Annotated in this window: 22 protein-coding genes and 1 riboswitch; of the genes, 15 read left to right on the plus strand and 7 right to left on the minus strand. The window is 71.8% G+C overall.

Translation table 11 applies throughout. From position 1 onward, the window contains the following. The first annotated feature begins 168 nt into the window (after window positions 1–168). From AB0I82_RS21835 to AB0I82_RS21845, 3 genes are all read left to right on the plus strand, one after another. Window positions 169–1,173, plus strand: coding sequence for an SDR family oxidoreductase (locus AB0I82_RS21835; RefSeq protein ID WP_363258977.1), 1,005 nt, complete (start codon window positions 169–171; stop codon window positions 1,171–1,173). A 12-nt stretch (window positions 1,174–1,185) separates the two neighbouring features. Next, window positions 1,186–2,142, plus strand: a complete 957-nt coding sequence (locus AB0I82_RS21840) for a TIGR03557 family F420-dependent LLM class oxidoreductase (protein ID WP_363258979.1) — start codon at window positions 1,186–1,188, stop codon at window positions 2,140–2,142. A gap of 224 nt (window positions 2,143–2,366) precedes the next feature. Continuing rightward, entirely contained in the window at window positions 2,367–2,711 is a 345-nt protein-coding gene (locus tag AB0I82_RS21845) for a hypothetical protein (protein WP_363258980.1), read from the plus strand. A 73-nt stretch (window positions 2,712–2,784) separates the two neighbouring features. Here the strand turns inward: AB0I82_RS21845 and AB0I82_RS21850 are convergent, their stop codons facing one another. Beyond that, entirely contained in the window at window positions 2,785–3,657 is an 873-nt protein-coding gene (locus AB0I82_RS21850) for a polysaccharide deacetylase family protein (RefSeq protein ID WP_363258981.1), read from the minus strand. Between the two features lie 360 nt (window positions 3,658–4,017). Between AB0I82_RS21850 and AB0I82_RS21855 the strand changes: the two genes are divergently transcribed. From AB0I82_RS21855 to AB0I82_RS21870, 4 genes are all read left to right on the plus strand, one after another. Next, window positions 4,018–5,553, plus strand: a complete 1,536-nt coding sequence (locus tag AB0I82_RS21855) for a putative glycoside hydrolase (protein ID WP_363258982.1) — start codon at window positions 4,018–4,020, stop codon at window positions 5,551–5,553. Between the two features lie 63 nt (window positions 5,554–5,616). After that, window positions 5,617–5,725, plus strand: a riboswitch (cobalamin riboswitch). A 137-nt stretch (window positions 5,726–5,862) separates the two neighbouring features. Then, entirely contained in the window at window positions 5,863–6,945 is a 1,083-nt protein-coding gene (locus tag AB0I82_RS21860) for an iron ABC transporter permease (RefSeq protein ID WP_363259094.1), read from the plus strand. Further along, on the plus strand, window positions 6,945–7,724 hold the full coding sequence (locus tag AB0I82_RS21865; protein WP_363258983.1) for an ABC transporter ATP-binding protein: 780 nt from the start codon (window positions 6,945–6,947) through the stop codon (window positions 7,722–7,724). The genes AB0I82_RS21860 and AB0I82_RS21865 overlap by 1 nt, the downstream gene beginning before the upstream one ends. Before the next feature lie 2 nt (window positions 7,725–7,726). Then, window positions 7,727–8,716, plus strand: coding sequence for an ABC transporter substrate-binding protein (locus AB0I82_RS21870; protein WP_363258984.1), 990 nt, complete (start codon window positions 7,727–7,729; stop codon window positions 8,714–8,716). A gap of 74 nt (window positions 8,717–8,790) precedes the next feature. Here AB0I82_RS21870 and AB0I82_RS21875 read toward each other — a convergent pair whose 3' ends face one another. Beyond that, on the minus strand, window positions 8,791–10,233 hold the full coding sequence (locus AB0I82_RS21875) for an MFS transporter (protein ID WP_363258985.1): 1,443 nt from the start codon (window positions 10,231–10,233) through the stop codon (window positions 8,791–8,793). Next, window positions 10,230–11,216 carry a nucleoside hydrolase gene (locus AB0I82_RS21880; RefSeq protein WP_363258986.1) on the minus strand — a complete coding sequence of 329 codons (987 nt, stop codon included), beginning with the start codon at window positions 11,214–11,216 and terminating at the stop codon, window positions 10,230–10,232. Before AB0I82_RS21880 ends, AB0I82_RS21875 begins: the two co-directional genes overlap by 4 nt. 225 nt (window positions 11,217–11,441) lie before the next feature. Between AB0I82_RS21880 and AB0I82_RS21885 the strand changes: the two genes are divergently transcribed. The 7 genes from AB0I82_RS21885 (at window position 11,442) to AB0I82_RS21915 (ending at window position 20,631) form a co-directional block, all read left to right on the plus strand. Further along, a complete protein-coding gene (locus AB0I82_RS21885; RefSeq protein WP_363258987.1) occupies window positions 11,442–12,446 on the plus strand; it encodes a LacI family DNA-binding transcriptional regulator in 1,005 nt (334 codons plus the stop codon). 86 nt (window positions 12,447–12,532) lie between these two features. Next, window positions 12,533–12,928: a hypothetical protein gene (locus AB0I82_RS21890; RefSeq protein ID WP_363258988.1), complete on the plus strand. Its 396-nt coding sequence runs from the start codon at window positions 12,533–12,535 to the stop codon at window positions 12,926–12,928. Between the two features lie 448 nt (window positions 12,929–13,376). Beyond that, window positions 13,377–13,604, plus strand: coding sequence for a type A2 lantipeptide (locus AB0I82_RS21895; protein ID WP_223736544.1), 228 nt, complete (start codon window positions 13,377–13,379; stop codon window positions 13,602–13,604). A gap of 321 nt (window positions 13,605–13,925) precedes the next feature. Continuing rightward, complete coding sequence (locus tag AB0I82_RS21900; protein WP_363258989.1) at window positions 13,926–14,732, plus strand: HlyD family efflux transporter periplasmic adaptor subunit; 807 nt, start codon at window positions 13,926–13,928, stop codon at window positions 14,730–14,732. Next, window positions 14,729–17,008: an NHLP family bacteriocin export ABC transporter peptidase/permease/ATPase subunit gene (locus AB0I82_RS21905; RefSeq protein ID WP_363258990.1), complete on the plus strand. Its 2,280-nt coding sequence runs from the start codon at window positions 14,729–14,731 to the stop codon at window positions 17,006–17,008. Before AB0I82_RS21900 ends, AB0I82_RS21905 begins: the two co-directional genes overlap by 4 nt. Window position 17,009: 1 nt before the next feature. Then, window positions 17,010–19,895, plus strand: a complete 2,886-nt coding sequence (locus AB0I82_RS21910; protein WP_363258991.1) for an NHLP bacteriocin export ABC transporter permease/ATPase subunit — start codon at window positions 17,010–17,012, stop codon at window positions 19,893–19,895. A 73-nt stretch (window positions 19,896–19,968) separates the two neighbouring features. After that, complete coding sequence (locus AB0I82_RS21915; RefSeq protein ID WP_363258992.1) at window positions 19,969–20,631, plus strand: trimeric intracellular cation channel family protein; 663 nt, start codon at window positions 19,969–19,971, stop codon at window positions 20,629–20,631. Window positions 20,632–20,637: 6 nt separating this feature from the next. Here AB0I82_RS21915 and AB0I82_RS21920 read toward each other — a convergent pair whose 3' ends face one another. Continuing rightward, window positions 20,638–21,375, minus strand: a complete 738-nt coding sequence (locus AB0I82_RS21920) for a hypothetical protein (protein WP_363258993.1) — start codon at window positions 21,373–21,375, stop codon at window positions 20,638–20,640. Window positions 21,376–21,467: 92 nt separating this feature from the next. Here AB0I82_RS21920 and AB0I82_RS21925 point away from each other — a divergent pair, with 92 nt between their 5' ends. Next, entirely contained in the window at window positions 21,468–22,835 is a 1,368-nt protein-coding gene (locus AB0I82_RS21925) for an aminotransferase class III-fold pyridoxal phosphate-dependent enzyme (protein WP_363258994.1), read from the plus strand. On the opposite strand, the gene AB0I82_RS21930 is transcribed toward AB0I82_RS21925, so the two are convergent. The 3 genes from AB0I82_RS21930 to AB0I82_RS21940 all read right to left on the minus strand — a co-directional run bounded on the left by AB0I82_RS21930 (window position 22,830) and on the right by AB0I82_RS21940 (window position 26,993). Then, entirely contained in the window at window positions 22,830–24,635 is a 1,806-nt protein-coding gene (locus tag AB0I82_RS21930) for a TIM barrel protein (RefSeq protein ID WP_363258995.1), read from the minus strand. The genes AB0I82_RS21925 and AB0I82_RS21930 overlap by 6 nt on opposite strands. Window positions 24,636–24,645: 10 nt before the next feature. Continuing rightward, window positions 24,646–25,515 (minus strand): shikimate dehydrogenase, encoded by an 870-nt coding sequence (locus AB0I82_RS21935; protein WP_363258996.1) that lies wholly within the window; start codon window positions 25,513–25,515, stop codon window positions 24,646–24,648. A 116-nt stretch (window positions 25,516–25,631) separates the two neighbouring features. Then, the gene (locus AB0I82_RS21940; protein WP_363258997.1) at window positions 25,632–26,993 is read right to left on the minus strand and encodes an MFS transporter; all 1,362 of its coding nucleotides are present in this window, start codon (window positions 26,991–26,993) and stop codon (window positions 25,632–25,634) included. Window positions 26,994–26,998 lie beyond the last annotated feature (5 nt).

Here is a 26,998-nt window from a genome sequence, read left to right on the forward strand (position 1 = left end):
CCGAACCCGCGGCCCGAACCCGACCCGGTACCGCCCAACCCGGCACCCCCGACGCCGGGCCCGGCGCCCGGCCCCGCACCCGATCCCGTAGCGCCGCCGCACACCCCCGAGGAGTCCGGCCCGGCCGGCTGACCGGCCGGGCTCCGGCACCGTCCGAGGAGACCGCCGATGAGCCAGACCGTCGTCGTCACCGGAGCGAGCGCGGGCGTCGGCCGCGCCGTCGTCCGGGAATTCGCCCGCCGGGGCGCGAACATCGGGCTGGTGGCCCGCGGCCGGGCCGGGCTCGACGCGGCCGCCGGGGAAGTGGCGGAGGCCGGCGGCCGGGCGCTCGCGCTGCCCACCGACGTCGCCGACCCGGCCCAGGTCGAGGCCGCGGCCAACGCGGTCGAGGCGGCGTTCGGGCCCATCGACGTCTGGGTCAACTGCGCCTTCGCCGGGGTCTTCGCGCCCTTCACCGACGTGCGCCCGGCGGAGTTCAAACGGGTGACGGAGGTGACGTACCTCGGCTTCGTGCACGGTACGCAGACGGCGCTGGCCCGGATGGTGCCGCGCGACGCGGGCACCATCGTGCAGGCCGGCTCCGCGCTGGGCGAGCGGTCCATCCCGCTGCAGTCCGCCTACTGCGGTGCCAAGCACGCGATCCTGGGCTTCACCTCCTCGGTGCGCACGGAACTGATGCACGACAAGAGCAACGTACGGATCACCGTCGTCCAGCTGCCGGCCCTCAACACCCCGCAGTTCTCCTGGGTGCTCTCCCGGCTGCCGCGGCGGCCGCAGCCGGTCCCGCCCATCTACCAGCCGGAGGTGGCCGCGCGCGGCATCGTGTACGCCGCCGATCACCCCCGGCGCAAGCAGTACTGCGTGGGCGGCTCCACCACGGCGACGGTGCTCGCCAACCGGCTCGTCCCCGGCCTGCTCGACCGCTATCTGGCGCGCACGGGCTTCGACTCGCAGCAGACCGACGAGGAATCCCGTCCGCCGTACCCGGACAACCTCTGGAAGCCGGTCGACGGCATGGACGGCCGGGACCACGGGGCCCACGGCTCCTTCGACGACGCGTCGCACGGGCGCTCCTGCCAGCTGTGGGCCACCGAGCACGCCCCCGCCCTGGCCGCGCTGGCGGCCGCCGGGGCGCTGGCCGCCGCCGGCCTCGCGCGGCGGACCAGGACCTGATGAGGAGCTTTGATGACGGAATACGGCTATTTCCTCTCCTGTGAGGAGCACGACCCGCGTGCACTGGTGGAACAGGCACGCATGGCGGAACAAGCCGGATTCACTTCCCTGTGGATCTCCGACCATTTCCATCCGTGGAATGACGAACAAGGGCAGGCGCCCTTCGTCTGGTCGGTGATCGGAGCGCTCGCCGAAGCCACATCGCTGCCCGTCGAGACCGCCGTGACCTGCCCGACCAAGCGGCTGCACCCGGTGATCACGGCACAGGCGGCGGCCACCAGCGCGGTACTTCTCAACGGCCGTTTCCGGCTCGGGGTGGGCAGCGGCGAAGCGCTCAACGAGCAAGTCGTGGGCGGCGAATGGCCGCAGACCTCGGTCCGGCTGGAAATGCTGGAAGAAGCGATACAGGTGATGCGGTCGCTCTTCGAGGGAAAGGAAGTCAGCCACCACGGAAAGCACTACACCGTGCAGAACGCGCGGCTGTACACCGTTCCCGAGGAGCCGGTACGGATCGATGTCTCCGGCTTCGGGCCGACCGCCACGGAACTGGCCGCGCGGATCGGCGACGGATTCATCACCGTCGCGCCGGACGCGGATGCGATCGAGCGGTTCCGGCGGGGCGGCGGCGGAGGCAAGCCGGTGCACGGCGGCCTGAAGGTCTGTTACGGAACCGACCGCGAGGAAGCCGTGCGCACCGCGCACCGGCTGTGGGCGAACGAACAACTGCCGGGCGAACTGGGACAGGTACTGCCGACCCCGCGCCATTTCGAGCAGGTCTCGACCCTCGTTACTCGCGATCAGGTGGCGTCCGCCGTGACCTGCGGCGACGACGTGGAGGCACATGTCGCGGCGGTGCAGGAATATGCCACTGCCGGATTCGACACCGTCTACGTGAACCAGATCGGCCAGGATCAGCGCGGTTTCTTCGACTTCTATCGGACGAAGGTATTGCCTCAGCTGAAGGACTGAACACACCGGCCGCCGGGAAGAAAACCCGCGGGGCGCATACGCAGCGAATGCCGTGTGGCGGCGGGCCCTGCGGTGGCGGGGCCTCGGCCCGCCGCCCTACCGTGGAATTTCCCCGAGCCCGAGTGACCGGATATCCGAACGGCACGTCAATGCTGCGGACCTCGTGACGGGCACATGAATTCCCCGCCGGTGCGGCGCGCCGGCCCGGCCGTTCAGGAGAAGCGATGCCCAGTCCTCCCCGGAGCCCTTCGTGCAGTCAGTCGGGCGGCGGTGCCGTGGTGCTCCGCCCGCCGGAGTTCGACTGCGCCCGCGTCACCCAGGCCCGCGAGGAGATGCTCATCCTCCTCAACCGGGGCGCCGCGAGCCTGCTGGTGGACCTCGGTGCCTGCTCCACTGTGTGCGCGTGCTGCGGCGTGCCCGCGCTGGTCCGGGTCTTCCGGCGGGCCCGGGCCCTGGGCACGGCCTTCCATGTCATCGCGCCGCGGAGCGCGCAGGCCCGCAGGCCGCTGGAGGACGCGCAGCGGGTGAGCCGGGAGCCGTTCCCGCTGGTGACCGGGAGCGAGGCGTAGGTGTACAGCAGTGAGCCGGGGCGCGCACGACATCGTGCGCGCCCCGGCTCACTGCTATGCGCCCAAGGGTGGATCAGTACGGCTTCGCCTGCTCCCGGAACTCCTTCGCCGGCCGCGCCGAGCCCGACTCGGGGTAGGAGACGCGGTCCGGATCGCCGTCCGAGGTGTACCGCGCGACCGCCCCGTCGCGCAGCTCGTCCAGCCAGTGCGCGGAGCCGAATTGGGCGTCCTGGACGTGCGCGCCCGCCGAGCGGATGCGGGGGATTCCCACCGGGTCGAAGGCGGTGGCGTACGGCGAGGGGGCCGGGCCCGCGCCGACGAGGTAGGCCCCGTCGTACGCGTACCGCTTCCCGTCCGCCGCGCCCTTGATGTCCAGACCGGGCGGGTTGGGCTGGACGCCGAACGGCAGGGCCAGCGAGGTCACCTTCGCGCCCGGCGCGCTCTCCTCGATGACCTGCTGGCCCGCGACGATCTGCTGCTGCGCCTCGCCCGCTGAGATGTCACGGAGGTTGGCGTGGTCCCGCGTGTGGTTGCCGACCTCGAAACCGTGCGCGTGCAGCCAGCGCAGCGCCTTCTTCGTCCCCGTCGCGGCGAACGCGTCACCGTTCACGAAGAGCGTGGCGGTGGGCTTGAACCCGGGGTGCCGCCGGGCCACGTCCCGCAGGATGCCGACCGCGGAGTCCGCGACCGGTTCGCCGTCGTCCCCGAGCGCGAACTGGCTGTCGGTGGAGTCGTCGAAGGTCAGCACGACCGGGTGGCGCCCGGCCGGTATGTCGATCTTCCCCGTGCTGTACGCGGCAGCGGTCACCGGCACATAGCCCTCCTTCGCCAGCCGCTCCAGCTCGGCGCGGAAGTCGGCGGGCCTGCGGTCGTAATCGCTACGCGGCTTGTCCACGATCTGGTGGTACATCAGCACCGGCACCGCACCGAGCTCGTTGGCGTGCACCGAGGCAGGCGACTTGGACCGTGACGGGTGTTCGGGCCGGGCCGAGGGGGAATCCTGCGGACCACTGGCGCTTTTCGGAGCCGAGGGTTCCGGCGGTGGCGCACCACCGCGGGACTCGGCGCAGGAGACGGCCGAGGCGGCCAGCGTCAGCAGGGAGAGCAGGACGAGGCCGGGACGGCGGAGAGGGACAGGGCGACGGCGACGGAGATGCACGAGACCTCCTGGAAGGGGCGTGGGCCAATGCGGCTCAACTGGAAGACTTTTTTCCTGAACGCATCCGAATCCTCTACTTCCACTGATTCCTCTCGTACTCGTTCCCCGCGCAGAGCGCTCGTCATTCTTCTGGCCGGTGTCCTGGCCATGGCCCTGGTCGTCGGCGGCGTCCTCCTCGTACGGCAGTACCGCGCGCCCGCCTTCCGCTTGGCCGGGCTGCCCGCGGGCGGCGTGGTGAACGCCGCCGCGCTGCAGAAGGGCGGGGTGGCGGTGACCGCGCCGAAGGGGGAGCGGCTGCACGGCGCCGAGGTCACCGTGGACGGCAAGCGAATACCGGTGGAGGGCTCCGGGCGGCAGCTGACGCTGGGTCTGGACGGCCTCCGCGACGGCACGCACGAACTGACGGTCGCCACCGAGGGCTCGATGCTCGGCGGCGGCTCCGAGCTCACCCGCCGGCTGACCGTCGACACCACACCGCCGAAGCTGGCGGTCGCCGACCCCGAGGGCCGCAGCCTGCGCGGGCCGGTCACGGTCAAGGGCCAGGCGCAGGGCGCCACCGCCGTGACGGTCGCGGGCCGGAAGGCGGACGTGGACAAGGACGGCCGCTTCGCCGTCGAGCTCCCGCGGCCGCCCGCTAAGGCCACCGCCGTCGCCACCGACAAGGCCGGGAACACCACCCGGGAGGACGCCGTCGTCACCGTACGGCGGCCGCTGCTGCGCGCCGTCCACGTCAGCGGCCAGGCATGGGCCTCCGACCAGCTCCGCGAGCCGGTGCTGAGGCTCCTCAAGGAAGGCAAGCTGAACGCCGTCCAGCTCGACATCAAGGACGAGCTGGGCGAGGTCTCGTACGACTCCAAGGTGCCGCTCGCGAAGAAGATCGGCGCGGTCAAGGGCTACTACGACGCGAAGAAGGCCATCAAGGAGATCCACGCGGCGGGCGGCGCGGTCGTCGGCCGCATCGTCGCCTTCCGCGACCCGATCCTGGCCTCCGCGTCCTGGAAGGACGGCCACCGCGACCGCGTCGTCCGCACCCCCGACGGCGGCCCGTACGGCGCGGACTCCAAGTACGGCTCCCTCTCCTTCACCAACTTCGCGAACAAGGATGTCCGCCAGTACCACCTCGACCTCGCCGCCGAGGCCGCGAAGCTCGGCTTCGACGACCTCCTCTACGACTACATCCGCCGCCCGGACGGCAAGCTGAGCGGCATGTCCTTCCCCGGCCTCGGCAAGACCTCGCCGGAGGACTCGATAACCGACATGGTCGCGCAGACCCGCACGGTCGCCCGTGAGCACGGCGCCTTCCTCGGCGTCTCCGTCTTCGGCATAGCGGTCACCCGCCCGAAGGAGATAGCCCAGGACATCGGCGCGCTCGCCGAGCAGTGCGACTACATCGCGCCGATGATCTACCCCTCGCACTGGGCCCCCGGCGAGTACGGCGTCTCCGACCCGAACTCCGAGCCGTACCCCATCACCAAGAAGTCCCTCGCCGACTTCGTCAAGAAGACCCGGCACACCGACGCCCAGATCGTCCCCTGGATCCAGGACTTCTCCCTCGGCGTCTCCTACGGCGACGCGGAAGTGGCCGCCCAGATCCGCGCGGCGGCGGACAACGACATCCCCTCCTTCCTCCTGTGGAACCCGGGCGTGCGGTACCACGGCGGGGCGCTGAAGCCGATGAAGTGACCGGCCGGCCGAGCCCGTGTTCGGTCGGTTTGGGGCGCTGTTAGGCTGCGCGTGTGTCCCGTGGGGGAAGTCCGGTGAGAGTCCGGCGCTGACCCGCAACGGTGTGCGCGAGCGTGTCGGACGGGCCCGTCGTAGGGGTCCGTGCGGAGCGCTCGCGTGAGTCCGATGACCCGCGGGGTGGCATATCTCCCGACTGCTCGCCGCGGACTGCGAGAGGGATGACGCACGGACGCCCGCCCTGCGCGGGGTGCGCCGCCCCCTGTGTGTACGGACGCGGCCCGAGGCGAAGGACGCCCGCCCGTGCCCGCCATGACCACCGCCCCGGCACCCGCCGCGGCCGGACCGCCCGCGCTCCGCCGGCTGCCGGTTCCCGCGACCGCCGCCGTGCTCGCCCTGCTCCTGCTCGTCTCCCTGGTGTGCGGAGTCGGGCTGGGCGCGGCCGGGGTGACGTGGGGCGAGACGGTGCACTTCCTGCGGGCCGGGCTGACCGGCGGGACGATACGGGCCGACGAGACCGGCGCGTACACCATCGTCTGGGAGATACGGCTGCCGCGCGCCGTGCTCGCGGCCGTGGTCGGCGCGGGGCTCGCCTCGGTCGGCGTGGCTGTGCAGGCCATGGTGCGCAACGCGCTCGCCGACCCCTTCGTACTGGGCGTCTCCTCCGGCGCCGCGGTCGGCGCCAACGCGGTACTGCTGCTCGGCGCGTTCGCCGCGCTGGGCGTGTGGGCGCTGTCGGTATCGGCGTTCGTCTCGGCGCTCGCCGCGATGGTGCTCGTCTACGCCGCGGCGCGCACCGCGTACGGCCTGCCGCCCCTGCGGCTCGTCCTCGCCGGTACCGCGCTGTCGTACGGGTTCTCCGCCATCACCACGCTGATGGTCTTCCGGGCCGAGCGCGGTGAGGCGGCCAGGGCCGCGATGATGTGGCTGCTCGGCAGCCTGGGCGGGGCGACCTGGGGCTCGGTGCCGCTCGCCGCGGCCACCGTGCTGATCGGCATCCTGTACCTCGGTGCCCGGGCCGGGAACCTCAACGCGCTCGCGATGGGCGACGAGACCGCGGCGGCCCTCGGCGTGCGCGCGGGCCGGCTGCGGACCGAGCTGTTCGTGGTGACCGCCGCCGTCACCGCCGCGGTCGTCGCCGTGTCCGGCGCGATCGGCTTCGTCGGGCTGATGGTGCCGCACGTCGTACGGATGCTCGTCGGCGCCGACCACCGGCGGGTGCTGGCCCTCGCGCCGCTCGCCGGTGCCGTGCTGCTGGTCTGGGCGGACATCGTCTCGCGGCTGCTGCTCGCACCCGCCGAGATACCCGTCGGCGTGGTCACCGCCGTGCTCGGCGTGCCGTGCTTCCTGATGCTGATGCGGCGCGGCGGCTACACGTTCGGGGGCGGCCGCTGATGCGCGTCGACGTGGCAGGAGTGACGGTCGAGCTGGCGGGGGCCCGGATCGTCGAGGACATCGCGTTGCGGGCCGACAGCGGGCAGGCCGTGGGGGTGGTCGGCCCGAACGGCAGCGGCAAGTCCACGCTGCTGCGGTGCGTGTACCGGGCGCTGCGGCCCACGGCGGGCACGGTACGGCTGGACGGCGACGACCTGCACGCGATGGACGCGCGCGCGGCCGCCCGCCGGCTGGCCGCGCTGCCCCAGGAGTCCGCCGCCGAATTCGACTTCACGGCGGGCGAGGTGGTGGCGATGGGGCGGCTGCCGCACCACCGGGGCTCCCCGTTCAGCGGGCGGTCCGCCGCCGACGACGCGCTCTGCGCCGAGGCGCTGGACCGGGTCGGCGCGGCCCACCTCGCCGGGCGCGGCTTCCGCTCCCTCTCCGGCGGCGAGAAGCAGCGCGTCCTGATCGCCCGCGCCCTCGCCCAGCAGCCCCGGGTCCTCGTCCTCGACGAGCCGACCAACCACCTGGACATCGCCCACCAGTTGGAGGTGCTGTCCCTGGTGCGCCGCAGCGGCCTCACCGTGCTCGCCGCGCTGCACGACCTGAACCTCGCCGCGAGCCACTGCGACCTGCTGTACGTGCTCGACGGCGGCCGCGTGGTGGCCTCCGGCCCGCCGCACGACGTACTGCAACCCCCGCTGCTGGCCGAGGTGTTCGGCGTACGGGCGCATCGCGTCACGCACCCGGTGACCGGCGCCCTCCAATTGCTCTTCGACCTCACCGACCAGGAGTGACCATGCCCGTACGACGCCCGGCGACCGCGTTCGCCGCCCTGCTCGCGCTGACCCTGACCGGGTGCGGCGCGCAGGTGGAGAAGGCCGCACCGGATGCCCGCGGGTCCGCGGTCACCATCGAGAACTGCGGCAAGAAGATGACCTTCGACAAGGTGCCCGAGCGGGTGGTCACCAACGATGTCGGCATCACCGAGATCATGTTCGCGCTGGGCCTGGAGGACCGGATGGCCGGCTTCGTCATGCCGGACGACAAGGGCGACCTGCACGACGTGCCCTGGAAGGACGGCTACAAGAAGACGAAGTGGCTCTCGAAGCACCAGATCACCAAGGAACTGGCCGTCGACGCCCGCGCCGACCTGGTCTTCGCGGGCTGGAACTACGGCTTCGGTGAGGGCGGCCTCACCCCGGCGTCCCTGCGCAAGCTCGGCATCGACTCGTACGTCCTCACCGAGTCCTGCCACAACGGCCGCGGCTCGGCCCGCGGCATCATGCCGCCGCTGGAGGCGCTGTACACCGACCTCACCCAGCTCGGAAAGCTCTTCGGCGTCGAGGACCGGGCACGGAAGCTGATCGCGGACTTCAAGGCGCAGGTCGCCGAGGTGCAGCGAAAGGCACCGAAGGGCGCGGACCGGCCGAGCGTGTTCCTGTACGACAGCGGGCAGGACAAGCCGTTCACGGCGGGCCGGTTCGCCGCGCCGGACGACATCATCGCCAAGGCCGGCGGCCGCAGCATCACCCACGACCTGGCGGACTCCTGGACGACGGTCGGCTGGGAGACCGTGGTCGAGCGGAACCCGGAGGTAATCGTGATCTGCGACTACGGAGACACGACCGCCGAGCAGAAGAAGCGGTTCCTGCTGAACTACAAGCCGCTGGCCAACGTCTCCGCGATCAAGCACGAGCGCGTTGTCACGCTGGACTATGCGGACCTGGTGGAGAGCCCGCGAAACCCCGCGGCCATCGAACACCTGGCCACGCACCTGCGCCCGTAGGGGCGCGGGGAACTGCGCGCCCAGCCACAACGGCGGGTGCGCGAGGCAACAACCTCACGCACCCGAACCGTCGATCATCCGTCCGCTTCAGCGGACACCGGCTTGGGGATAAGGAACGACGTCGCAAACGCCGCAGCGATGATGACGACCCCCGCGATCATCGCGGCCCTGTAGTCCGATGTCGACGCAGGGTTCGCCGGAACGGCGGCCGTCTTCACCGCGTACAGGACCGCAAAGCTCAGACCGGCCCCCAGGTTGAACGCACCCGCGTTCAGGCCCGGCAGGAAGCCCGGGTTCTCGCGCGGCGAGAGGACGATCCCGAGCCCGTTGAGCACGATGTTGGCCACGCCCGCATAGGCGATGCCGACCAGGATGGACAGCACCAGGAGCAGCACCCGGGAGTGGCTGTCGCCGGTGACGATGAGCAGCACGATCGCCACCACCGTGCCGACGAGCCCGAACCGCAGGATGCGTCCGTACCCGAAGGTGGCGGAGAGCCGGCCCGCCACCGGGCCCATCGCCAGCCCGGCAAGCGCGTACGGCGTGAGCGTCCACCACGCCGACGCCTCCGCCGACATGCCCAGCCCCGCCTGCGCGTCCTGGGCGAACGCCGGGATCAGCCCGTTCATGACGGCGAAGACGCCGGTCATCGTGAGGACCGTGGTCAGCAGCAGGGCCCAGGTCGAGCGCTGCTTGAGGTGGTGGGTGGCGACCAGCGGGTGGTCGCTGCGGCTCTCCGTACGCCAGAACAGCGCGAAGGCAATCGCGGCGACCACGACGAGCACGGCGATCAGCGGCCAGTTCGCGGCGGCCAGCTTGCCCGCCTCGTTGAACGCGGTCAGCAGGGTGCCGACCGAGATGACGAGGAGGAGTACGCCGGGCCAGTCCATCCGGCTCTTCACGGGCGCGGTGGACTCCCGGGTCATCGTGGCGACCAGGATCGCGGCGAGCGCCGCGACGACGGCCATGGCCCAGAAGACCGCGCCGAAGCCGTACTGGTCGGCGAGGTAGCCGCCCGCGAGCGAGTCCACGCCCGCGATGCCGCCGTTGACCGCGGTGATCACGCCGAGCAGGGTGCCGTACCGCTTCGGCTCGGTGACCTCGACCCGCAGCATGATCAGGCACAGCGGTACGGTCGGGCCGCTCACGCCCTGGAGGACGCGGCCCGCGAACAGCATCGGCACGCTCGTCGCCAGCGCGGCGATGACGCAGCCGATGACCATCAGGGCCATCATTCCGGCCAGCACCTTGCGGCGGCCGATCACATCGCCGAGCCGCGGCAGGAACAGCGAGAAGAGCGCCGCCGCGGTGAAGAACGCGGTCTGGGTGAGGCCGATCTCCGCCGAGGTGGCATGGAGGCTGTCCTCGATGCTCTTCAGCGCGGGGCTCAGCATGGACGCGTTGAGCTGGAAGGCGAAGCACGCCGCCAGCAGCGCGGTGAGCAGTACGCCGACCCGGACGCCGGGTCTCTCCGTCAGGCCGCCCTCGGGCTGCCCCGTCGTGGTGGATGCGCTCATGCCAGTACGTCTCCGGGCTTCTGCGGGTTCTCGCCGATCAGCTCGGGGTCGCCGATCCGCTCCAGGGCGTCCACGACCAGGTCCCAGAAGCGGCCGTGGTCCAGCTTCACCGCGACCTGGGTCTTGCAGTCGGCGGGCGCGGGCGCGCGGAAGTCCGTCACGGTCATGCCCTTGGTCAGGGTGCCGGTCAGCTCAATGTCCACCGGGGCCCGGCGGACCGTCATCACGTCCGGGTCGATCACGTACGCGACGGCGCACGGGTCGTGCACCGGCGGCGACTCGAAGCCCTGGTGATCGCGGTAGGTGGTGCCGAAGAACTCCAGCAGCTCCTCGACGAACTTGGCGGGCTTGGTGCCCAGCGCGGCGATCCGCTCGGCCACCTCGGGCGTCGCGAGCGCCTGGTGGGTGAGGTCCAGGCCGACCATGGTGACCGGCCAGCCCGCGTTGAAGACGATGTGCGCGGCCTCGGGGTCGATGATGATGTTGAACTCGGCGACCGCGCTCCAGTTGCCCTCGTGGTAGCCGCCGCCCATCAGGACGACCTCGCGGACCCGCTCGACGATGCGCGGCTCCTTGCGTGCCGCCAGCGCGATGTTGGTGAGGCCCGCGGTCGGGACGATGGTGATCTCGCCCGGCTCGTGGGACATCACGGTGTCGATGATCAGGTCGACGGCGTGCCGCTCGTCCAGGACGCACGTCGGGTCGGGCAGCACGGGGCCGTCCAGCCCCGTCTCGCCGTGGATGTCACCGGCGGTCTCGATGTTCCGTACGAGGGGACGCGGGCAGCCGGCGGCGAACGGTACGTCGGTGATCCCCGCGATGCGCGCCACGGAGAGCGCGTTGCGGGTGACCTTCTCCAGCGTCTGGTTGCCGACCACGGTCGTCACGGCCACGAGCTCGATGTCGGGGTTGCCGTGGGCCAGGAGCATGGCGATCGCGTCGTCGTGCCCCGGGTCGCAGTCGAGGATGATCTTTCTGGCCAACGGTCGAGCCCCTTTGCCCTGTTGAACGGTGGTGCGGTGACCCCTCCGGGAGAGCGTGGGAAATCGTTCTCCCAAGGGCCGCGAAGAGTTCACCCGCATACCGGGGTGCTTGTCAATGATTCATCCCACAGTGCCCGGCGGCTGCCCGGTGATAACGTTTGCCCGCCGTTGCCGCAGCGCACGCCGCTCGCAGGCGCGCAGCCGAGCCGAGCGAAGGGCACGACCGTGGCCGAAGTCACCCTGAAGGACGTCGCCCGAGCCTCGGGCTGCTCCGTCGCCACCGTCTCCCGCGTGCTCGCCGGCACCCGCCCGGTCGGCGCCGAGACCGCCCGTACGGTACGCGAGGCCGCCGCACGGCTGGGGTACCGCCCCAATCACGTCGCCCGCGCGCTGCGCCGCCGGGCCACCGGCACCGTAGGCCTCGTCCTGCCGCAGATCACCAACCCCTTCTTCCCCGCGCTCGTGCGCGAGCTGGAACACGCGCTGCACGCCGCGGGGCGGGCCGTACTGCTCGCCGACTGCGACGACGACCCGGCGACCGAGGCGGCCCGGATCGCGGAGTTCCTGGACCGGCAGGTGGACGCGCTGGTGCTGATACCGGTCGATGAGCGGCTCAGCCGGGAGGCGGTCGCGGACGCCGCGCGGCGGGTGCCGGTGGTGCTGGTGGACCGCGGCTGCGGCCCGGGCGTCGCCGACTCGGTCGCGGTGGACAACGCGGCCGGGATGGCGCTCGTACTGGATCACCTGGCGGCTACGGGCCGCCGCCGGCCGTGGTTCGTGGGCGCGGCCGGCACGGCCTCGGCGGCGGCCGAGCGGCGCGCCGCGTACGAGGCGGGCGCGGCGGCCCTGGGCCGGGAGGCCCCCGGCCGGGTCGAGCTGGGCGACTTCTCCGTGGCGTGGGGGCGGGAGGCGGTCGACCGCATCTGGCCGTCCCGCCCGGACGCCATCGTCTGCGCCAACGACCTCATCGCGGTCGGCGCGCTCCAGCGGCTGCGCCAGCTGGGTGCCGAGGTGCCCGGCGAGGTCGCGGTCATCGGCTTCGACGATGTGCCCTTCGCGGGCCTGGCCGACCCGGCGCTGACCACGGTCCGTCAGCCGGTCGGCGAACTGGCGGCGGAGGCCGCGCGGTTGCTCGCAGAGCGGTCGGGGGACCGGGCGCCGGGCCCGGCCGCCGGCCCGAGCCGCGCCCTCCGGCTCACGCCGGAACTGCTCGTACGAGCCTCCGGCTGACCGCACGCGGGGAGCGGTCCGCTTCCCCGCATCCTCCCGCGCGTCGCTCCAGAGCGGTTTCAGCATGATCGCCGGATAATGTGCATATGACGGACGAAATGCTGGATCCCGTGACATTGGCCGTACGGCCCGTGGTGTGCCCGGTGTGGTGCCGGCGTGTGCACACGGCCGCCGAGGCCGGTGGCCGCGACGGGATCATGCATCTGGCGGAACCGGTCGGCTGGAACCTCTCGGCGCAGCCGGAGCGGGGCTTCCCGCAGTTCCACTTCCGCATCATGTGTGAAGAAGGTGCGTCCGGCCGGACGTCGCCGGTGGTCGAGGTGGGCGTGATCGAGGCCGAGGGTCGGCTGCCGTACTCCTGCGACGCGCGCACCGCCGGCGAGCTGGACCGCATCGTCGGCGAGCTGGAGCGGGTACTGGAGACGCTCCGGGGCTGGCGCGCCGCGCTGCCCGGCGGAGTCTCGACGCCACTGGGGCCCTGAGGACGCCGCTGCGGCCCTGAGGTTGAGTCGCGCAGGCGGGTTTCAAGGAATCTGCACATCGCCCGCGCATCGGCGGCACAGCGTGTGCCGTCCGGCGCGCGTTGCCGCGCGGCCGTTCGGGGCTTGGCGCGGGTATGTCCGGATGGGCCCGGCGTGTGCGCGTCGCCGTCGGCGCACGGGTAAACGTTCTTGTGAAGGAGTCGTCACCAATGCGTGCACAAAACTGCACGCGATCGTCCGGAGCTCGTGGAATGTGCCGACCGGCTGCCGCAAGCGGGTTGGCCCGGCTGCCAGTTGGCGTGCTTGGATCATTTCGACGCGGGAGTTGTGCGAATGCCTCCCCGGTTTCCCTTCGGTAAATGACCGTTATGGCCGCCGGGTTATGTTCTGCCACTGACTTCCGTGTTATTCGAGTATGACCCACAGTAATTGAAGGGAAACGCAAGTCATGGACTTCACCCCCCAGGTCGAGACCGCTGAGATCGCCGACGCCGAGCTGGACGCCATCGCCGGTGGCCTCGGCGTGTCGGGCACCGTCAACCAGGTTGTCGGCACCGTCGACGGTCTGACCGGTGGCGCCGTCGGCAGCACCCTCGGCCAGGTCAACGGCACCGTGCAGCAGACCACCGGCGTCAACGCCGTGGGCACCGTCGAGGGCCTGACCCAGGGCCTCTGAGTCTCGCCACTGTCGTCGGTCGTACCGCCGCAGGCATGACTCGACCTATCGGTACATGTCCGTACCCATAGGTTTGCCGTGAGCCCCGGAGCATTTGTTCCGGGGCTCACGGATGCCATCGGCCGCCGCCTTCGCCCGTCAAGTGCGGGCTTTTCCGCCTGTGTTACGGTCATGCCTTGGTGTGCCCGAACAGCGGGTATTTTCATGGATCATTGGTGCGCCATGTCGCGCGTGTCCCATTGGGTCGCCTTTTCGCCCGCGCTGCCCTTTGGTGTATGCGTCGGCGCCGAATGAGACAAAAGCAGTCGAGGGAAAAGTTCCGTGCAGTTCCGGCAAAAGGCGCTGGCCAAGCTCCAGTCGCCTGAAGAGCTCGACCTGCCCGTGCGCTACGCCCGGCCGCAGGGCGGCCTCGTCCTCGCCGTCACCGTCGTCGTGATGGCCGCAGCCGCCTTCTGGGCGTTCACCGGGTCCGTGTCCTCCAAGCTGACCTCGCCCGGCATCCTCACCCACCCCCAGGGCAGCTACGTCCTGCAGAGCCCGGTCGCCGGCCAGGTCACCGAGGTCTTCGCCAAGGAGGGCCAGACGCTCCGGGCCGGAGCGCCGGTCCTGAAGGTACGCACCGCACAGGGCGACCGCGCCGTCCGCGCGGTGGCGCCGGGCCGCGTCACCAGTCTGGTCGGCAAGATCGGCTCGGTGGTCACCATGGGCGCCGACGTCGCGAGCGTCGAGCGCGTCAGCAGTGCACACGAGCCGCTGGTGGCGATGGTGTACGTACCCAGCCGCAGCGCCGCCACCGTCCCCGTCGGCGCCGACGTCGACCTCACCGTCCAGTCCGTGCCCACGCAGCAGTACGGCGTGCTCCGCGGCAAGGTCAAGGCCGTCGGCCGGGCGCCGCAGAGCAGCCGCCAGATCGCCGCCTTCCTCGGCGACCGCGAGCTCGGCGAGCAGTTCACGGCGGACGGCCAGCCGATCGCGGTCCTCGTCGAGCTGGAGCGCGCCGAGGACACCAAGTCCGGCTACAAGTGGTCCACCGCCGACGGCCCGCCGAACGCGATCGGCTCCATGACGCCCGTCACCGGTGCGGTCCACCTCACCGCGCAGCGCCCGATCGATTGGCTTCTCCCGTGACCGCGCAGCCCGAAGCCCCGGCGCCGCCCCCGCTGCCGCCCGGCGGCCGCGGCCGGCACCGCCCGAACGCCAAGCCCGACCGGCGCCGCTCCGGCCGGAGCGGGACCGGACCCGCCAAGGGCGCGGGCAAGACGGTCCGTACGCCCACCATCCTCCAGATGGAGGCCGTGGAGTGCGGCGCCGCCTCGCTCGCCATGGTCCTCGGCCACTACGGCCGGCACGTCCCGCTGGAGGAGCTGCGCATCGCCTGCGGCGTCTCCCGCGACGGCTCCCGCGCCTCCAACGTCCTCAAGGCGGCCCGGTCCTACGGCCTGAAGGCCAAGGGCATGCAGATGGAGCCGGCCGCGCTCGCCGAGGTCCGCACCCCGGCCATCCTCTTCTGGGAGTTCAACCACTACGTCGTCTTCGACGGCATGGGGCGCCGCTTCGGCCGCAAGGGCGCGTTCATCAACGACCCCGACCGGGGCCGCCGCTTCGTGCCCGCCGAGGACTTCGACACCAGCTTCACCGGCGTCGTGCTGACCTTCGAGCCCGGCGAGGACTTCCGCAAGGGCGGCCGCAAGCCGGGCGTCCTGGGCGCCCTGCCGCCCCGGCTGCGCGGCACCTCCGGCACCATGCTCGCCGCCGTCCTCGCCAGCTTCCTGCTGGTCCTGGTCGGCGCGACGGTGCCCGCGCTGAGCCGTACGTACATCGACATGTTCCTGATCGGCGACCAGACGTCGCTGCTCGGGGTGCTCTTCGCGTCGATGGGCACCACGCTCGTCCTGACAGCCGCGCTCACCGCGTTGCAACAGGCGAACCTGCTGCGCGGCCGCATCATCTCCTCCACCCTGAGCAGCGCCCGCTTCCTGCGCCACCTGCTCCGGCTGCCGGTCACCTTCTTCGCGCAACGCAACCCCGCCGACCTCGTGCAGCGTCTGCAGTCCAACGACACGGTCGCGGAGACCCTCGCCAGGGACCTCGCGGCGGCCGGTGTGGACGCGGTCGTCGTCATCCTCTACGCGTTCCTGCTGTGGTCCTACGATCCGCAGCTCACCCTCATCGGCGTGGCCGTCGCGCTGCTCAACGTCGCCGCCATGCGCATCGTCGTACGGCTGCGCGCCACGGGCACCCAGAAGCTGCGCGCCGACACCGCCCGGCTGACCAACACCTCGTACAGCGGTCTGCAGCTCATCGAGACGATGAAGGCCACCGGCGGCGAGAACGGCTACTTCCGCCGCTGGGCCGGACAGCACGCGACCACCCTGGACGGGCAGCAGCGGCTCGGCGTGCCCAGCGCCTGGCTCGCCGTCGTCGCGCCCACCCTCGCCGCCCTCAACAGCGCGCTGATCCTGCTCGTCGGCGGTCTCAGCGCCGTCGAAGGCCATATGTCGGTAGGTCTCCTTGTCGCCTTCCAGGCGCTGGTCACCAACTTCACGGCCCCGATCACCCGGCTCAACGGCATGGCGGCCCGCATCCAGGACTTCGCCGCCGACGTCGCCCGCCTGAAGGACGTCGAGTCCTTCCCGGTCGACTCGCTCTACACCCGCCCCGAGCCGGTCGCGTCCACCCGCCGCCTCAAGGGCCATGTGGAGCTGACGGCCGTCACCTTCGGCTACAGCCCGCTCGACAAGCCGCTGCTCACCGAGTTCTCGCTGACCGTCGGGCCCGGTCAGCAGGTCGCCCTCGTCGGCGGCTCCGGCAGCGGCAAGTCCACCGTCTCCCGCCTGATCTCCGGCCTGTACAGCCCGTGGGAAGGCACCATCCACATCGACGGGCAGCGGCTGGAGGACATCTCCCGCGGCGCGCTCGCCTCCTCGGTCTCCTTCGTCGACCAGGACGTCTTCCTCTTCGAGGGCACGGTCCGCGACAACGTCGCGCTGTGGGACCCCTCGCTCCCCGACGAGGCCGTCATCGAGGCGCTGAAGAACGCCGCCGCGTACGACATGGTGGCCCGCCGCCCCGGCGGCATCCACAGCCGCGTCGAGCAGGACGGCCGGAACTTCTCCGGCGGCCAGCGGCAGCGCCTGGAGATCGCCCGGGCCCTGGTCCGGCGCCCCTCCATCCTCGTCCTGGACGAGGTCACCTCCGCGCTGGACGCGGAGACCGAACAGATCATCATGGACAACCTGCGGCGCCTGGGCTGCGCCTGCGTCGTCATCGCCCACCGCCTCAGCACGGTGCGCGACAGCGACGAGATCGTGGTCCTGGACCACGGCACGGTCGTCGAGCGCGGGCGGCACGAGGACCTGGTCGCCGCCCAGGGCGCGTACGCAGAGCTGGTCAAGGAGTCCTGAGGTGACAACCCCGCACCCCGCGGCGACCGGTGCGGCCGCCGACGACACCGTGCTGCACGCCCTCGGCGGGCTCGGCACCGAGGTCGACTGCACGGGCCTGCGCAGCCTGCCGCTCGAAGGGCCGCACGTGCTGTGGCTGGTCACCGGCGGTGCCATGGACCTCTTCGCGGTCGACGCGGCCCAGCAGGGCCACTGGTACTTCCTCGGCCGGCTCGCGCCGGGCACCCTGCTCCTGGGCCCTGTCGAGGGCCCGCAGCACACCCTCGTCGCCCGGCCGCTGCAGGGCTGCGCGGTCCGCCGCATCCAGCTGCGCGAGCTGTTCCGGGCCGAGTACGCCGGCGCGGAGTACGACGCGTACGGCAGGTACGTCGGCCCGGCCTGGGAAACCGGCGAATACGCCTACGACGCCGGGCTCAGCCCGCTGGAGGACGCCTTCGCGCGCGGCGTCGGCCGCAGCCAGCGCGTGCTCTTCGAAGCGCCGCTGGACGGTGAGTACGGGGCGGGCGAGAGCGTCGGGACCGACGGGGTGGCCGACGAGAACATCCTCTGGATGCCCGTCGAGCCCGGCAGCCTCCAGTACGGCGCCCACTACAGCGCCGAGGCCGCCGCCGACCTGCTCATCGACGCCACGATGTGGCAGCGGATGGTCGACCAGCAGTACCGGCTGCTGTCCGCGCTGGACCGCTGGATCGAGCGGCTGGAGCGCGCGCACGAGGACCGCACCGCGGCCGGCATCAAGGCCGGCGAGGCCGCCCGCTCGCAGGCCGACCAGACCCTGCTGTCCTCCATCGGCTCCAGGGGCCCCGGTGGCGGAAGGACCGGCGCCACCGACGACGCCACCCTCGCCGTCTGCCGCAAGGTCGCCGACGCCGCCCGGATCACGCTGATCTCGCCGAAGGAGGGCGGCACGGCGAACGACCGGCTCAGCCCCGTCGAGCGGATCGCCGTCAGCTCCCGCATCCGCACCCGCGTCGTCAAGCTCGACGGCCGGTGGTGGCGCGAGAACAGCGGCCCGCTCGTCGGCCACCGCAGCGAGACCGGCGAGCCCGTGGCGCTGCTGTGGCGCCGGGGCCGGTACGAAGCGGTCGCGGCCGACGGCACCCGCACCCGGCTCGACCAGGAGCAGGCGGCGGCGCTCGAACCGCGCGCGGTCATGCTCTACCCGCCGCTGCCCGACCGCCCCATGGGCCCCCTGCGGCTGGCCCGCTTCGCCATGCGCGGCACCCGGCTCGACGTGCGCAACCTCGCCATCGGCGGGCTGGTCGCCGTGGTACTCGGCGCGCTCGTGCCGATCGCCACCGGCAAGGTACTGGGCGACTACGTGCCCAACGCCGAGCGCGGCCTCATCATCCAGACGGCCATCGCGCTGATCGTCACCAGCCTGGTCTCCGCCGTCTTCATGCTGCTGGAGAACACCTCCATCCTGCGTGTCGAAGGGCGCATCGAATCCACCCTCCAGCCGGCCGTCTGGGACCGGCTGCTGCGGCTGCCCACGAAGTTCTTCAGCGGGCGGTCCACCGGAGAGCTGGCCAGCGCCGCGATGGGCATCAGCGGCATCCGCCGCATCCTGTCCGGCATCGGCTCGGTCGTCGTGCAGGCGGGCACCGTCGGCACGATGAACCTCGTCCTGCTGCTCGTCTACAGCCCCAAGCTCGCCGTCGTCGCGATCGCCATGCTGCTCTGCATCGCCGCGGTCTTCCTGCTCCTGGGCCTGTGGCAGCTGCGCTCCCAGCGCCGCCTGATCGAGCTGACCAACAAGCTCAACAACCAGGCGTTCCAGACCCTGCGCGGGCTGCCGAAGCTGCGCGTCGCCGCCGCCGAGAGCTTCGCGTACGGGGCGTGGGCCGGGGAGTTCGCCCGCAGCCGGGAGCTGCAGCAGAAGGTCGGCCGGATCAAGAACCTCACCACCGTGCTCAACGCGGTCTACCTGCCGCTCTGCACCCTGGTGATGTTCATGCTGCTCGCAGGGCCGGCCCGCGGCACGCTCTCGGCCGGCGCGTTCCTCACCTTCAACACCGCCGTCACGATGATGCTGACCTCGGTGACCCAGCTGACCGGCGCCTGCCTCCAGGCGTTCGCCGTGCTGCCGATGTTCGAGCAGATCAAGCCGGTGCTCGACGAGCGCCCCGAAGTACGCGGCGGCTCGACCCAGCCCGGCACCCTCAGCGGCGGCATCGAGGCCCGCGGCCTGTCCTTCCGCTACTCCGACGACGGGCCGCTGGTCCTGGACGACGTGTCCTTCCAGGTACAGCCCGGCGAGTTCGTCGCCGTCGTCGGCGCGAGCGGCTGCGGCAAGTCCACCCTGCTGCGCCTCCTCATCGGCTTCGACCGCCCCTCCACCGGCAGCGTGCTCTACGACGGCCAGGACCTGGCGGCGCTGGACCAGGCCGCCGTGCGCCGCCAGTGCGGTGTCGTCCTCCAGAACGCGCAGCCCTTCAACGGCTCCATCCTGGAGTGCATCTGCGGCGCCGAGATGTTCACGCAGGAGGAGGCGTGGGCGGCCGCGGAGATGGCGGGCCTGGCCGAGGACATCAAGCGGATGCCGATGGGCATGCACACCATGCTCTCCGACGGCGGCGGCTCGATCTCCGGCGGCCAGCGGCAGCGGCTGATGATCGCCCAGGCGCTGATCCGGCGGCCGCGCATCCTCTTCTTCGACGAGGCCACCAGCGCGCTGGACAACGAGACGCAGCGGGTGGTCACGGAGAGTACCCGCACGCTCAACGCGACCCGTGTCGTCATCGCCCACCGGCTCTCCACGGTCATGGACGCCGACCGGGTGATCGTCATGTCCGACGGCCGGGTCGCCCAGCAGGGCACCCCCGCCGACCTGCTCGCCGACACCGGCGGCCTCTTCCACGAGCTGGTCCGCCGGCAGATCAGCTGACGGCGCGGGCGCGCGGCCGCCCGCAGTGTGGAACGTCACGGTCCGCATCGCCGTCCGCGCGTAAGAATGCCGTGTGCTCCAGCAACTGTTCACACCCACCGTCCAGCACACGCTCGAACTCATCGGGATCTTCGTCTTCGCGATCTCCGGTGCGCTGCTCGCCGTGCGCAAGAACTTCGACATCTTCGGCATCGCCGTGCTCGCCGAGGTGACCGCGCTGGGCGGGGGACTGGTCCGGGACCTGATCATCGGGGCCGTGCCGCCGGCCGCCTTCACCGACCTCGGGTACTTCCTCACCCCGCTGGTCGCGGCCGTCCTCGTCTTCTTCCTCCACCCGCAGGTCCAGCGGATCCAGAACGGGGTGAACGTCTTCGACGCGGCCGGGCTCGGCCTCTTCTGCGTCGCCGGCACCACCAAGGCGTACGAGTACGGGCTCGGCCTCACCGCCTCCGCCACCCTCGGCATGGCCACGGCCGTCGGCGGCGGCGTGCTGCGCGACATCATCGCCAACGAGGTGCCCTCGCTCGTGCGCTGGGACCGTGACCTCTACGCCGTGCCCGCCATCGTCGGCGCGGCCATCGTGGTGCTGTGCATCCGCTTCGAGGCCCTGAACCCCGGCACCAGCGCCGCGGCGGCCCTCGTCGCCTTCGTCGTCCGCCTGCTCGCCCTCCGCTACCACTGGCGCGCGCCCCGCGCCTGGAACCGCCGCTCCTCGACGGCGGAGGTGGACGAGTGAGCGACGCTATGGGGCGGTGGCCGGCTCCGTGAAGGAGTTCCACAGGGCCGTGAGCGTGGCGCCGAGCAGCTCGGACAGCGGGGCGGCGGGATCCTCGACCCGGCCGCGCAGCGAGAACCCCTCCAGGACGGCCAGCAGCGCGACGACGAAGTCCCCGACGGTGCGGCCCGGGGCCATCCGCCGCGCCTCCCGCGCGAGCAGCCGCTCGACGGCCGTCGTGTAGCCCAGGCCGATCGCGCGGTACCCCGCCTGCGCCGCCTCGCGCACTCGGGGGTGCTCGCCGAGCACGTAGAAGGTCAGATACACGTACGTGAGCGGGTTGGCCCTGACCCGCTCGAAGTACGCCGCGGCGACCGCGGCCAGGATCGACTCGACCGGCGCGGTGGTGTCCGCCAGCGCCAGCAGCTCGGCCGCCGCGTCGCGGTCCTCCGGGTACGCGTCCGGGCCGAGCAGATGGAACATCAGGTCGGCCTGGTAGTCGGCCTGGGTGGGCCAGAGCGGGTAGATCGCGCCGGTGGTGATCGGCTGGGCGGGGCCGGTGCCGGGCTGCCGCTCCGCGGCGATCTCCGTGGCCAGCCTGGCGACCTCGGTGAGCCTGATGTGTGCGAGGGGGCCCGACAGTGCTTGGTCGGTGGTGTCCTCGGCGTGCCGACGGACCAGTTCGAGGCCCGCTTCGAGCATCAGGGCGCGGGTCTCCTCGGGTGAACGGCGCCGCCGTCGTGGTCGGTTGACGTTTCCCGGCATCCCCGCAGCCCCTCTCAGCGGCCCCATTGTATCCGTAGGAAATCTACCGTAATTTTTCTACGAAACTGCCGCTCGCCGAGGAGGACATCCCGATGAAGCAGCTCGACCGCCTGATCGAGGAGCAGGAGAAGCTCCTCATGGACCGCACCACCACCTCCGCCCGGCTCCGCGAGGAGGCCAGGGAGTCGCTCGCCGGCGGGGTCGCCTCCGCCTGGCAGGACGGTCCGCCCGTCGCCGTCTGGATCGAGGAGGGACACGGGGCGCACGTCCGCGACGTGGACGGTACCGACTACGTCGACCTGCACGGCGGCTTCGGCGTCGGCCTCGCGGGCCACGCCCACCCGGCGATCGTCGCCGCGGTCACCGAACGCGTGCGGCACGGCACGCACTTCGCCCAGCCCACCCGCGACCTGATCCCGGTGACCCGGCTGCTCGCGGACCGCTTCGGGCTGCCGCAGTGGCGCTTCACCAACTCCGGTACGGAAGCCACCATGGACGCGGTCCATCTGATGCGGGCCGCGACCGGACGCCGCAAGATCCTCAAGGTGGAGGGGAGTTACCACGGCCACCACGACTCGGTGCAGGTGTCGATCTACGCGCGCGGGGAGGGCGACATCGGCCCGGACGACCGCCCGCGCTCGGTACCGTACGGCCCCGCCTACCCGACCGCGGTCACGGACCTGACCCTCGTCGTCCCGTTCGGCGACCTCGGCGCCGTGGAGCGGGTACTGGCGGAGCACGGCGACGACATCGCCGGGATGATCATCGAGCCGATCATGATGAACATCGGCCTGATCATCCCGCCGGACGGCTACCACGCCGGGCTGAAGCAACTCCTCCACCGGCACGGCGCATACCTCGCCTACGACGAGGTCAAGACCGGCTTCGCGGTCGCCCCCGGCGGCGCCACCGAACTCTTCGGCGTCACCCCGGACATCATCTGCCTCGCCAAGTCCATGGGCGGCGGCATCCCGTGCGGCGCGGTGGGCGCCACCCGGGAGCTGATGGCCAAGGTCGCCGACAACACCTACGAGCAGGTCGGCACGTTCAACGGCAACCCGATGATGCTGGCCGCCACGCACGCCGTACTCACCGAGGTACTGACCGCCGACGCCTACCGCCACTTCGACGCGTTACGTCAGACCATGGTGTCCGGCGTCGAAGCGGCGATGGCGCGCTACGGCCTCCCCGGATACGTCGCCGCGCGCGGCGCCAAGGGCTCGGTCATCTTCACCGAACGGCTGCGCAACTTCCGGGACTTCCTCGCCTACGACGACCGCTGGGGCCATCTGCACTGGCTGTACCAGCACAACGGCGGCGTCTTCCTGCCGCCGTGGGGCAAGACGGAACAATGGACGCTCTCGGTGCAGCACACCGCCGAGGACGCCGAGCGCTTCGTCCGCAACTTCGAGCGGTTCGCGGCCGCGGTGCACACCGCGCTCGACGCCCCGGTCTCATGACCGACGACTGCCCGCGTCCGCCGTGTGCTGCGCCGCCAGCCGTACGGTGGCGTTGGCCGCGCCGTATCCCTGATAGCCGCCGCGCCGCTCCACGAGCTCGAAGAAGACCCGGCCGACGGTGACCGTGTAGCAGTGCAGGAACTCGCCGCCGTCCGCGTCCCGTTCGTAGAGGACGCCCAGCTCCCGGAAGGCCGCCAGGGTTTCGGGATCGAGGCCGTACCGCGCGTCGAGGTCGTCGTAGTAGTTGTCCGGGATGGGCAGCAGGGCCGCGCCGTTCTCCTTGATGCGGCGCGCGGTCGCGAGCAGGTCGTCGGTGGCCAGCGCGATGTGCTGCGGCCGCACCTCCTGCTCGCCCGGTACGGGCGCGACGTTCAGCGCGATACGCAGCGTGCCGTCGGCGTTGGCGACGGCACGGCTGCGGAAGAGGCCGTACGGATCGGCCAGGTCCAGGCTCTCGTTCGGCTGCAGACCCAGCACGCTCGCGTAGAAGAGGGACGCCTCGTCGAAGTGGTGCCAGGGCTGGGTGAGCGCGACATGGTCGATGCGGGTGATCCCGGCCGTGCCGGCCTGCGCCGCCGGGGCGCCGAAGTCCGCCGTCCAGCTCGGGTGGCCGTCCCGGTCCGTGGCGCAGAAGAACAGCTCGGTGTCGTCCGGCGCGGCCACCGCGTCCAGCGGTACGTCCCCGGGCGCGCGGCGGCGCGGCACGACCGGCGCCCGCAGCGACTCGGCGCGGCGTACAGCGGCGGCCGGCTCCGGGCTCTCCAGCCCGAGCGCGACCAGCCCCGGGCCCTCGCGGCGGGCGCCGCTCACGGTGTTGAGCAGTACGCGCGCGTCGTTCTGCTGCCACAGCTCCACCGGCTTGCCGCCGGTGTGCCGGCCGGCGCGTACGAAGCCGAGGGCGCCGAGCAGGGAGCGCAGCGGTTCGGTGTCGGCGGCGGCGAGTTCGGCGAAGGCGACCCCGTCCGGGACGACCGGCGCGGGCAGGCTGCTGAGCCCGGCGGCCTCCTCCAGGGCGATCAGCGAGCGCATCGCGTCGACGGCCGTCCGGCCCGCGTCCGCCTGCCGGAAGACATCGTTGAAGATCTCCAGCGAGAGCGGCCCGGAGTAACCGGCGCGCAGTACGTGGCCGAGCATCCCGGCGAGGTCGAAGCCGCCCTGCCCGGGGAAGCAGCGGTAGTGCCGGCTCCACTGCAGCACGTCCATCGCCAGCTTCGGCGCGTCGGCCAGCTGCAGGAAGAAGATCTTCTCGCCGGGGATGTCTTCGATGCCCTTGGGGTCGGACCCGCGCGAGAGGATGTGGAAGCTGTCCAGGCAGGTGCCGAGCGCCGGGTGGTCGGCCTGCTCGACGATCCGCCAGGCGTGGTCGTACGTGTTGACGTGGCGGCCCCAGGCCAGCGCCTCGTACGCGATGCGGATGCCGTGCTCGGCCGCGCACTCGGCGAGGGCGCGCAACTGCCGGGCCGCCAGCGCGTCGTCGTCGGCGGCGTCCGGCGAGACGCTGGAGCACACCAGCATCAGGTCGGCGCCGAGCCGCTCCATGACGGCGAACTTCCGCTCCGCGCGCCGCATATTGCGCGCGAAGACCTCCTCCGGGACCGCCTCGAAGTCGCGGAACGGCTGGTAGAGGTCGATCGACAGGCCGAGGTCGGCGGCGCGCAGCCGGATCTCCTCGGGGCTGAGCGGGCTGGCCAGCAGGTCGTTCTCGAAGATCTCGACGCCGTCGAACCCGGCCGCTGCGACGGCGCTGAGCTTCTCGGAGAGCGAGCCGCTCAGCGACACCGTGGCGATGGACTTGCGCATCAGGGCCTCCTCAGACCGCGGCCGCGCCGACCAGGTCGGCGAGGTCGGCGAGCATCTCTTCGGCGTGCGGTTCCCGGCCGGTGAAGAGCCGGAAGGCGTCGGCGGCCTGGAAGACGGCCATGCCGCCGCCGTCCAGCGTCCGGCATCCCAACTCCCGTGCCGTACGGATCAGTTCGGTCTCCAGCGGGCGGTAGACGACCTCGGCGACCCACAGGTCGGGACGGAGCAGCGCGGCGGGGAGCGGGAGGCCGGGGTGGGCGGCCATGCCGATGGGTGTGGCGTGCACCAGGCCGTCGGCGCCGGGGAGTACGGCGGCCAGCTCGTCCGGGGTGGCGGTGGCGGCGCGGCCGGTGCCGAAGCGGGCGTTCAGCGCGTCGGCGAGCGCACCGGCGCGTACCGCGTCGGTGTCGACAAGGACGAGCCGGTCGGTGCCGAGCGAGAGCATGGCGTGCGCGACGGCGGAGCCGGCGCCGCCCGCGCCGATCTGTACGACCTCGCGGGTCGCGGCGCCGGGCAGGCCGCGCGCGAAGGACTGGGTGAAGCCGGTGACGTCGGTGTTGTGGCCGATCGCCCGGCCCCCCGAGAAGACGACGGTGTTGACCGCGCCCAGCTCGGCCGCGCCGGGCGAGAGCTCGTCGAGGTGCTCGATCACCAGCTGCTTGCAGGGGTGCGTGATGTTGAGCCCGTCGAAGCCGAGCGTGCGGGCCGCGCGGATCAGCTCGCCGACGTCCGTCGCGTCGACGCCCAGCGTGTCGAGGTCGAGCGTCCGGTACAGCAGCCGCAGACCGTGCCGGTCGGCCTCCCGCTCGTGCAGGGCCGGGCTCAGCGAGGGGCCGATGCCGGAGCCGATGAGGCCGGTGAGATACGAGGGCGTGGACAACGCGACTCCCTGGAGGTGCGACGTGGTGCGCTATGAACGTACTAGATAGTTAATTATGACGGCGGAGGGCCGCGGAGCAAAAGGGCGGGCCCGCGGCCCTCCGGGACCGGAGCCGGTCAGGCGGAGGTGGCGCCGGCCAGATCGCCGTCCCGCGCCCCGTCCGACTTCTCGCCGAGCAGCGCGGTCGGCACGCGGTACGTCTCCCGGCCGGTCAGCACGGCGAGGGAACAGATCACGCAGGTACCGGCGGTGAAGGTGGCGACGCCCACCCAGTTGCTGCCGTCGGACCCGGCGATCCGCTCGGCGAGGCTCACGGCGAAGCCCGCGACCGCGAAGCCGATCTGCGTGCCGATGGCCATGCCCGACAGCCGGACCCGGGTCGGGAACATCTCGCCGTAGAACGAGGGCCAGATGCCGTTGGCCGCGCTGTAGACCACGCCGAAGAAGACGATGCCGGTGAGGAAGACCAGCGGGTAGCTGCCGGTCGAGACGGCCCACAGGTACACGAAGATCATGACGGCCGAGCCGAGCGAGCCGATCAGGAAGACCGGCTTGCGGCCGATCCGGTCCGAGAGCTTGGCCCACAGCGGGATCGCGAGCAGCGCGACCGCGTTGGCGAGCACGCCGACCCAGAGCATCGCCGACTTGTCCATGCCGACCGCGTCGCTGGTGGCGTACGCCAGCGCCCAGACCGAGAAGATCGTGCTGACGGTGGCGATCAGGGCGGCCGCGATCACGCGCAGCACATCGGCCCAGTGGTTGCGGAGCAGGTCCGCGAGCGGCAGCTTGGCCACCGCGTCCTCGGCCGCGGCCTGCTCGAAGACCGGGGTCTCCGTGAGCTTGCGCCGGATGAGGTACCCGGCGGCCGTGACGGCCACGCTGACCAGGAACGGGAGGCGCCAGCCCCAGGTGTAGAGCTGTTCCTCGGGGAGCGCGGCGACGGGGATGAAGACCAGGGTGGCGATGATCTGGCCCGCCTGGGTGCCGTTGAGCGCGAAGCTCGTGTAGTACCCCCGCCGGTGCTCGGGCGCATGTTCCAGCGTCATGGAATTGGCGCTGGCCTGCTCGCCGGCGGCGGAGAGGCCCTGCAGGACGCGCATCAGCACGAGCAGCACCGGCGCTGCGGTCCCGACCTGCGCATACGTCGGCAGACAGCCGATCAGGAAGGTCGACAGGCCCATCAGCATGAGGGTGAAGACCATGATCTTGCGGCGGCCGAGCCGGTCGCCGTAGTGGCCCAGGAAGAGCGCGCCGATCGGGCGGGCCGCGTAGGCGACACCGAAGGTCGCGAGCGAGATCAGTGTCGCGGTCGCCGGATCGGACGGATCGAAGAAAATCTTCGGGAACACCAGCGCCGCGGCGCTGCCGTAGATGAAGAAGTCGTAGTACTCCAGCGCGCTGCCGATCCAGGCGGCGACGGCGGCCTTGCGGGGCCGGGCGGGGGGCGGGGCCCCGGCCTCGGACGAGAGAGCGGACATGCCTG

Origin of the sequence: Streptomyces sp. NPDC050315 (genome assembly GCF_040655775.1) — a bacterium.
Lineage (GTDB): Bacteria > Actinomycetota > Actinomycetes > Streptomycetales > Streptomycetaceae > Streptomyces.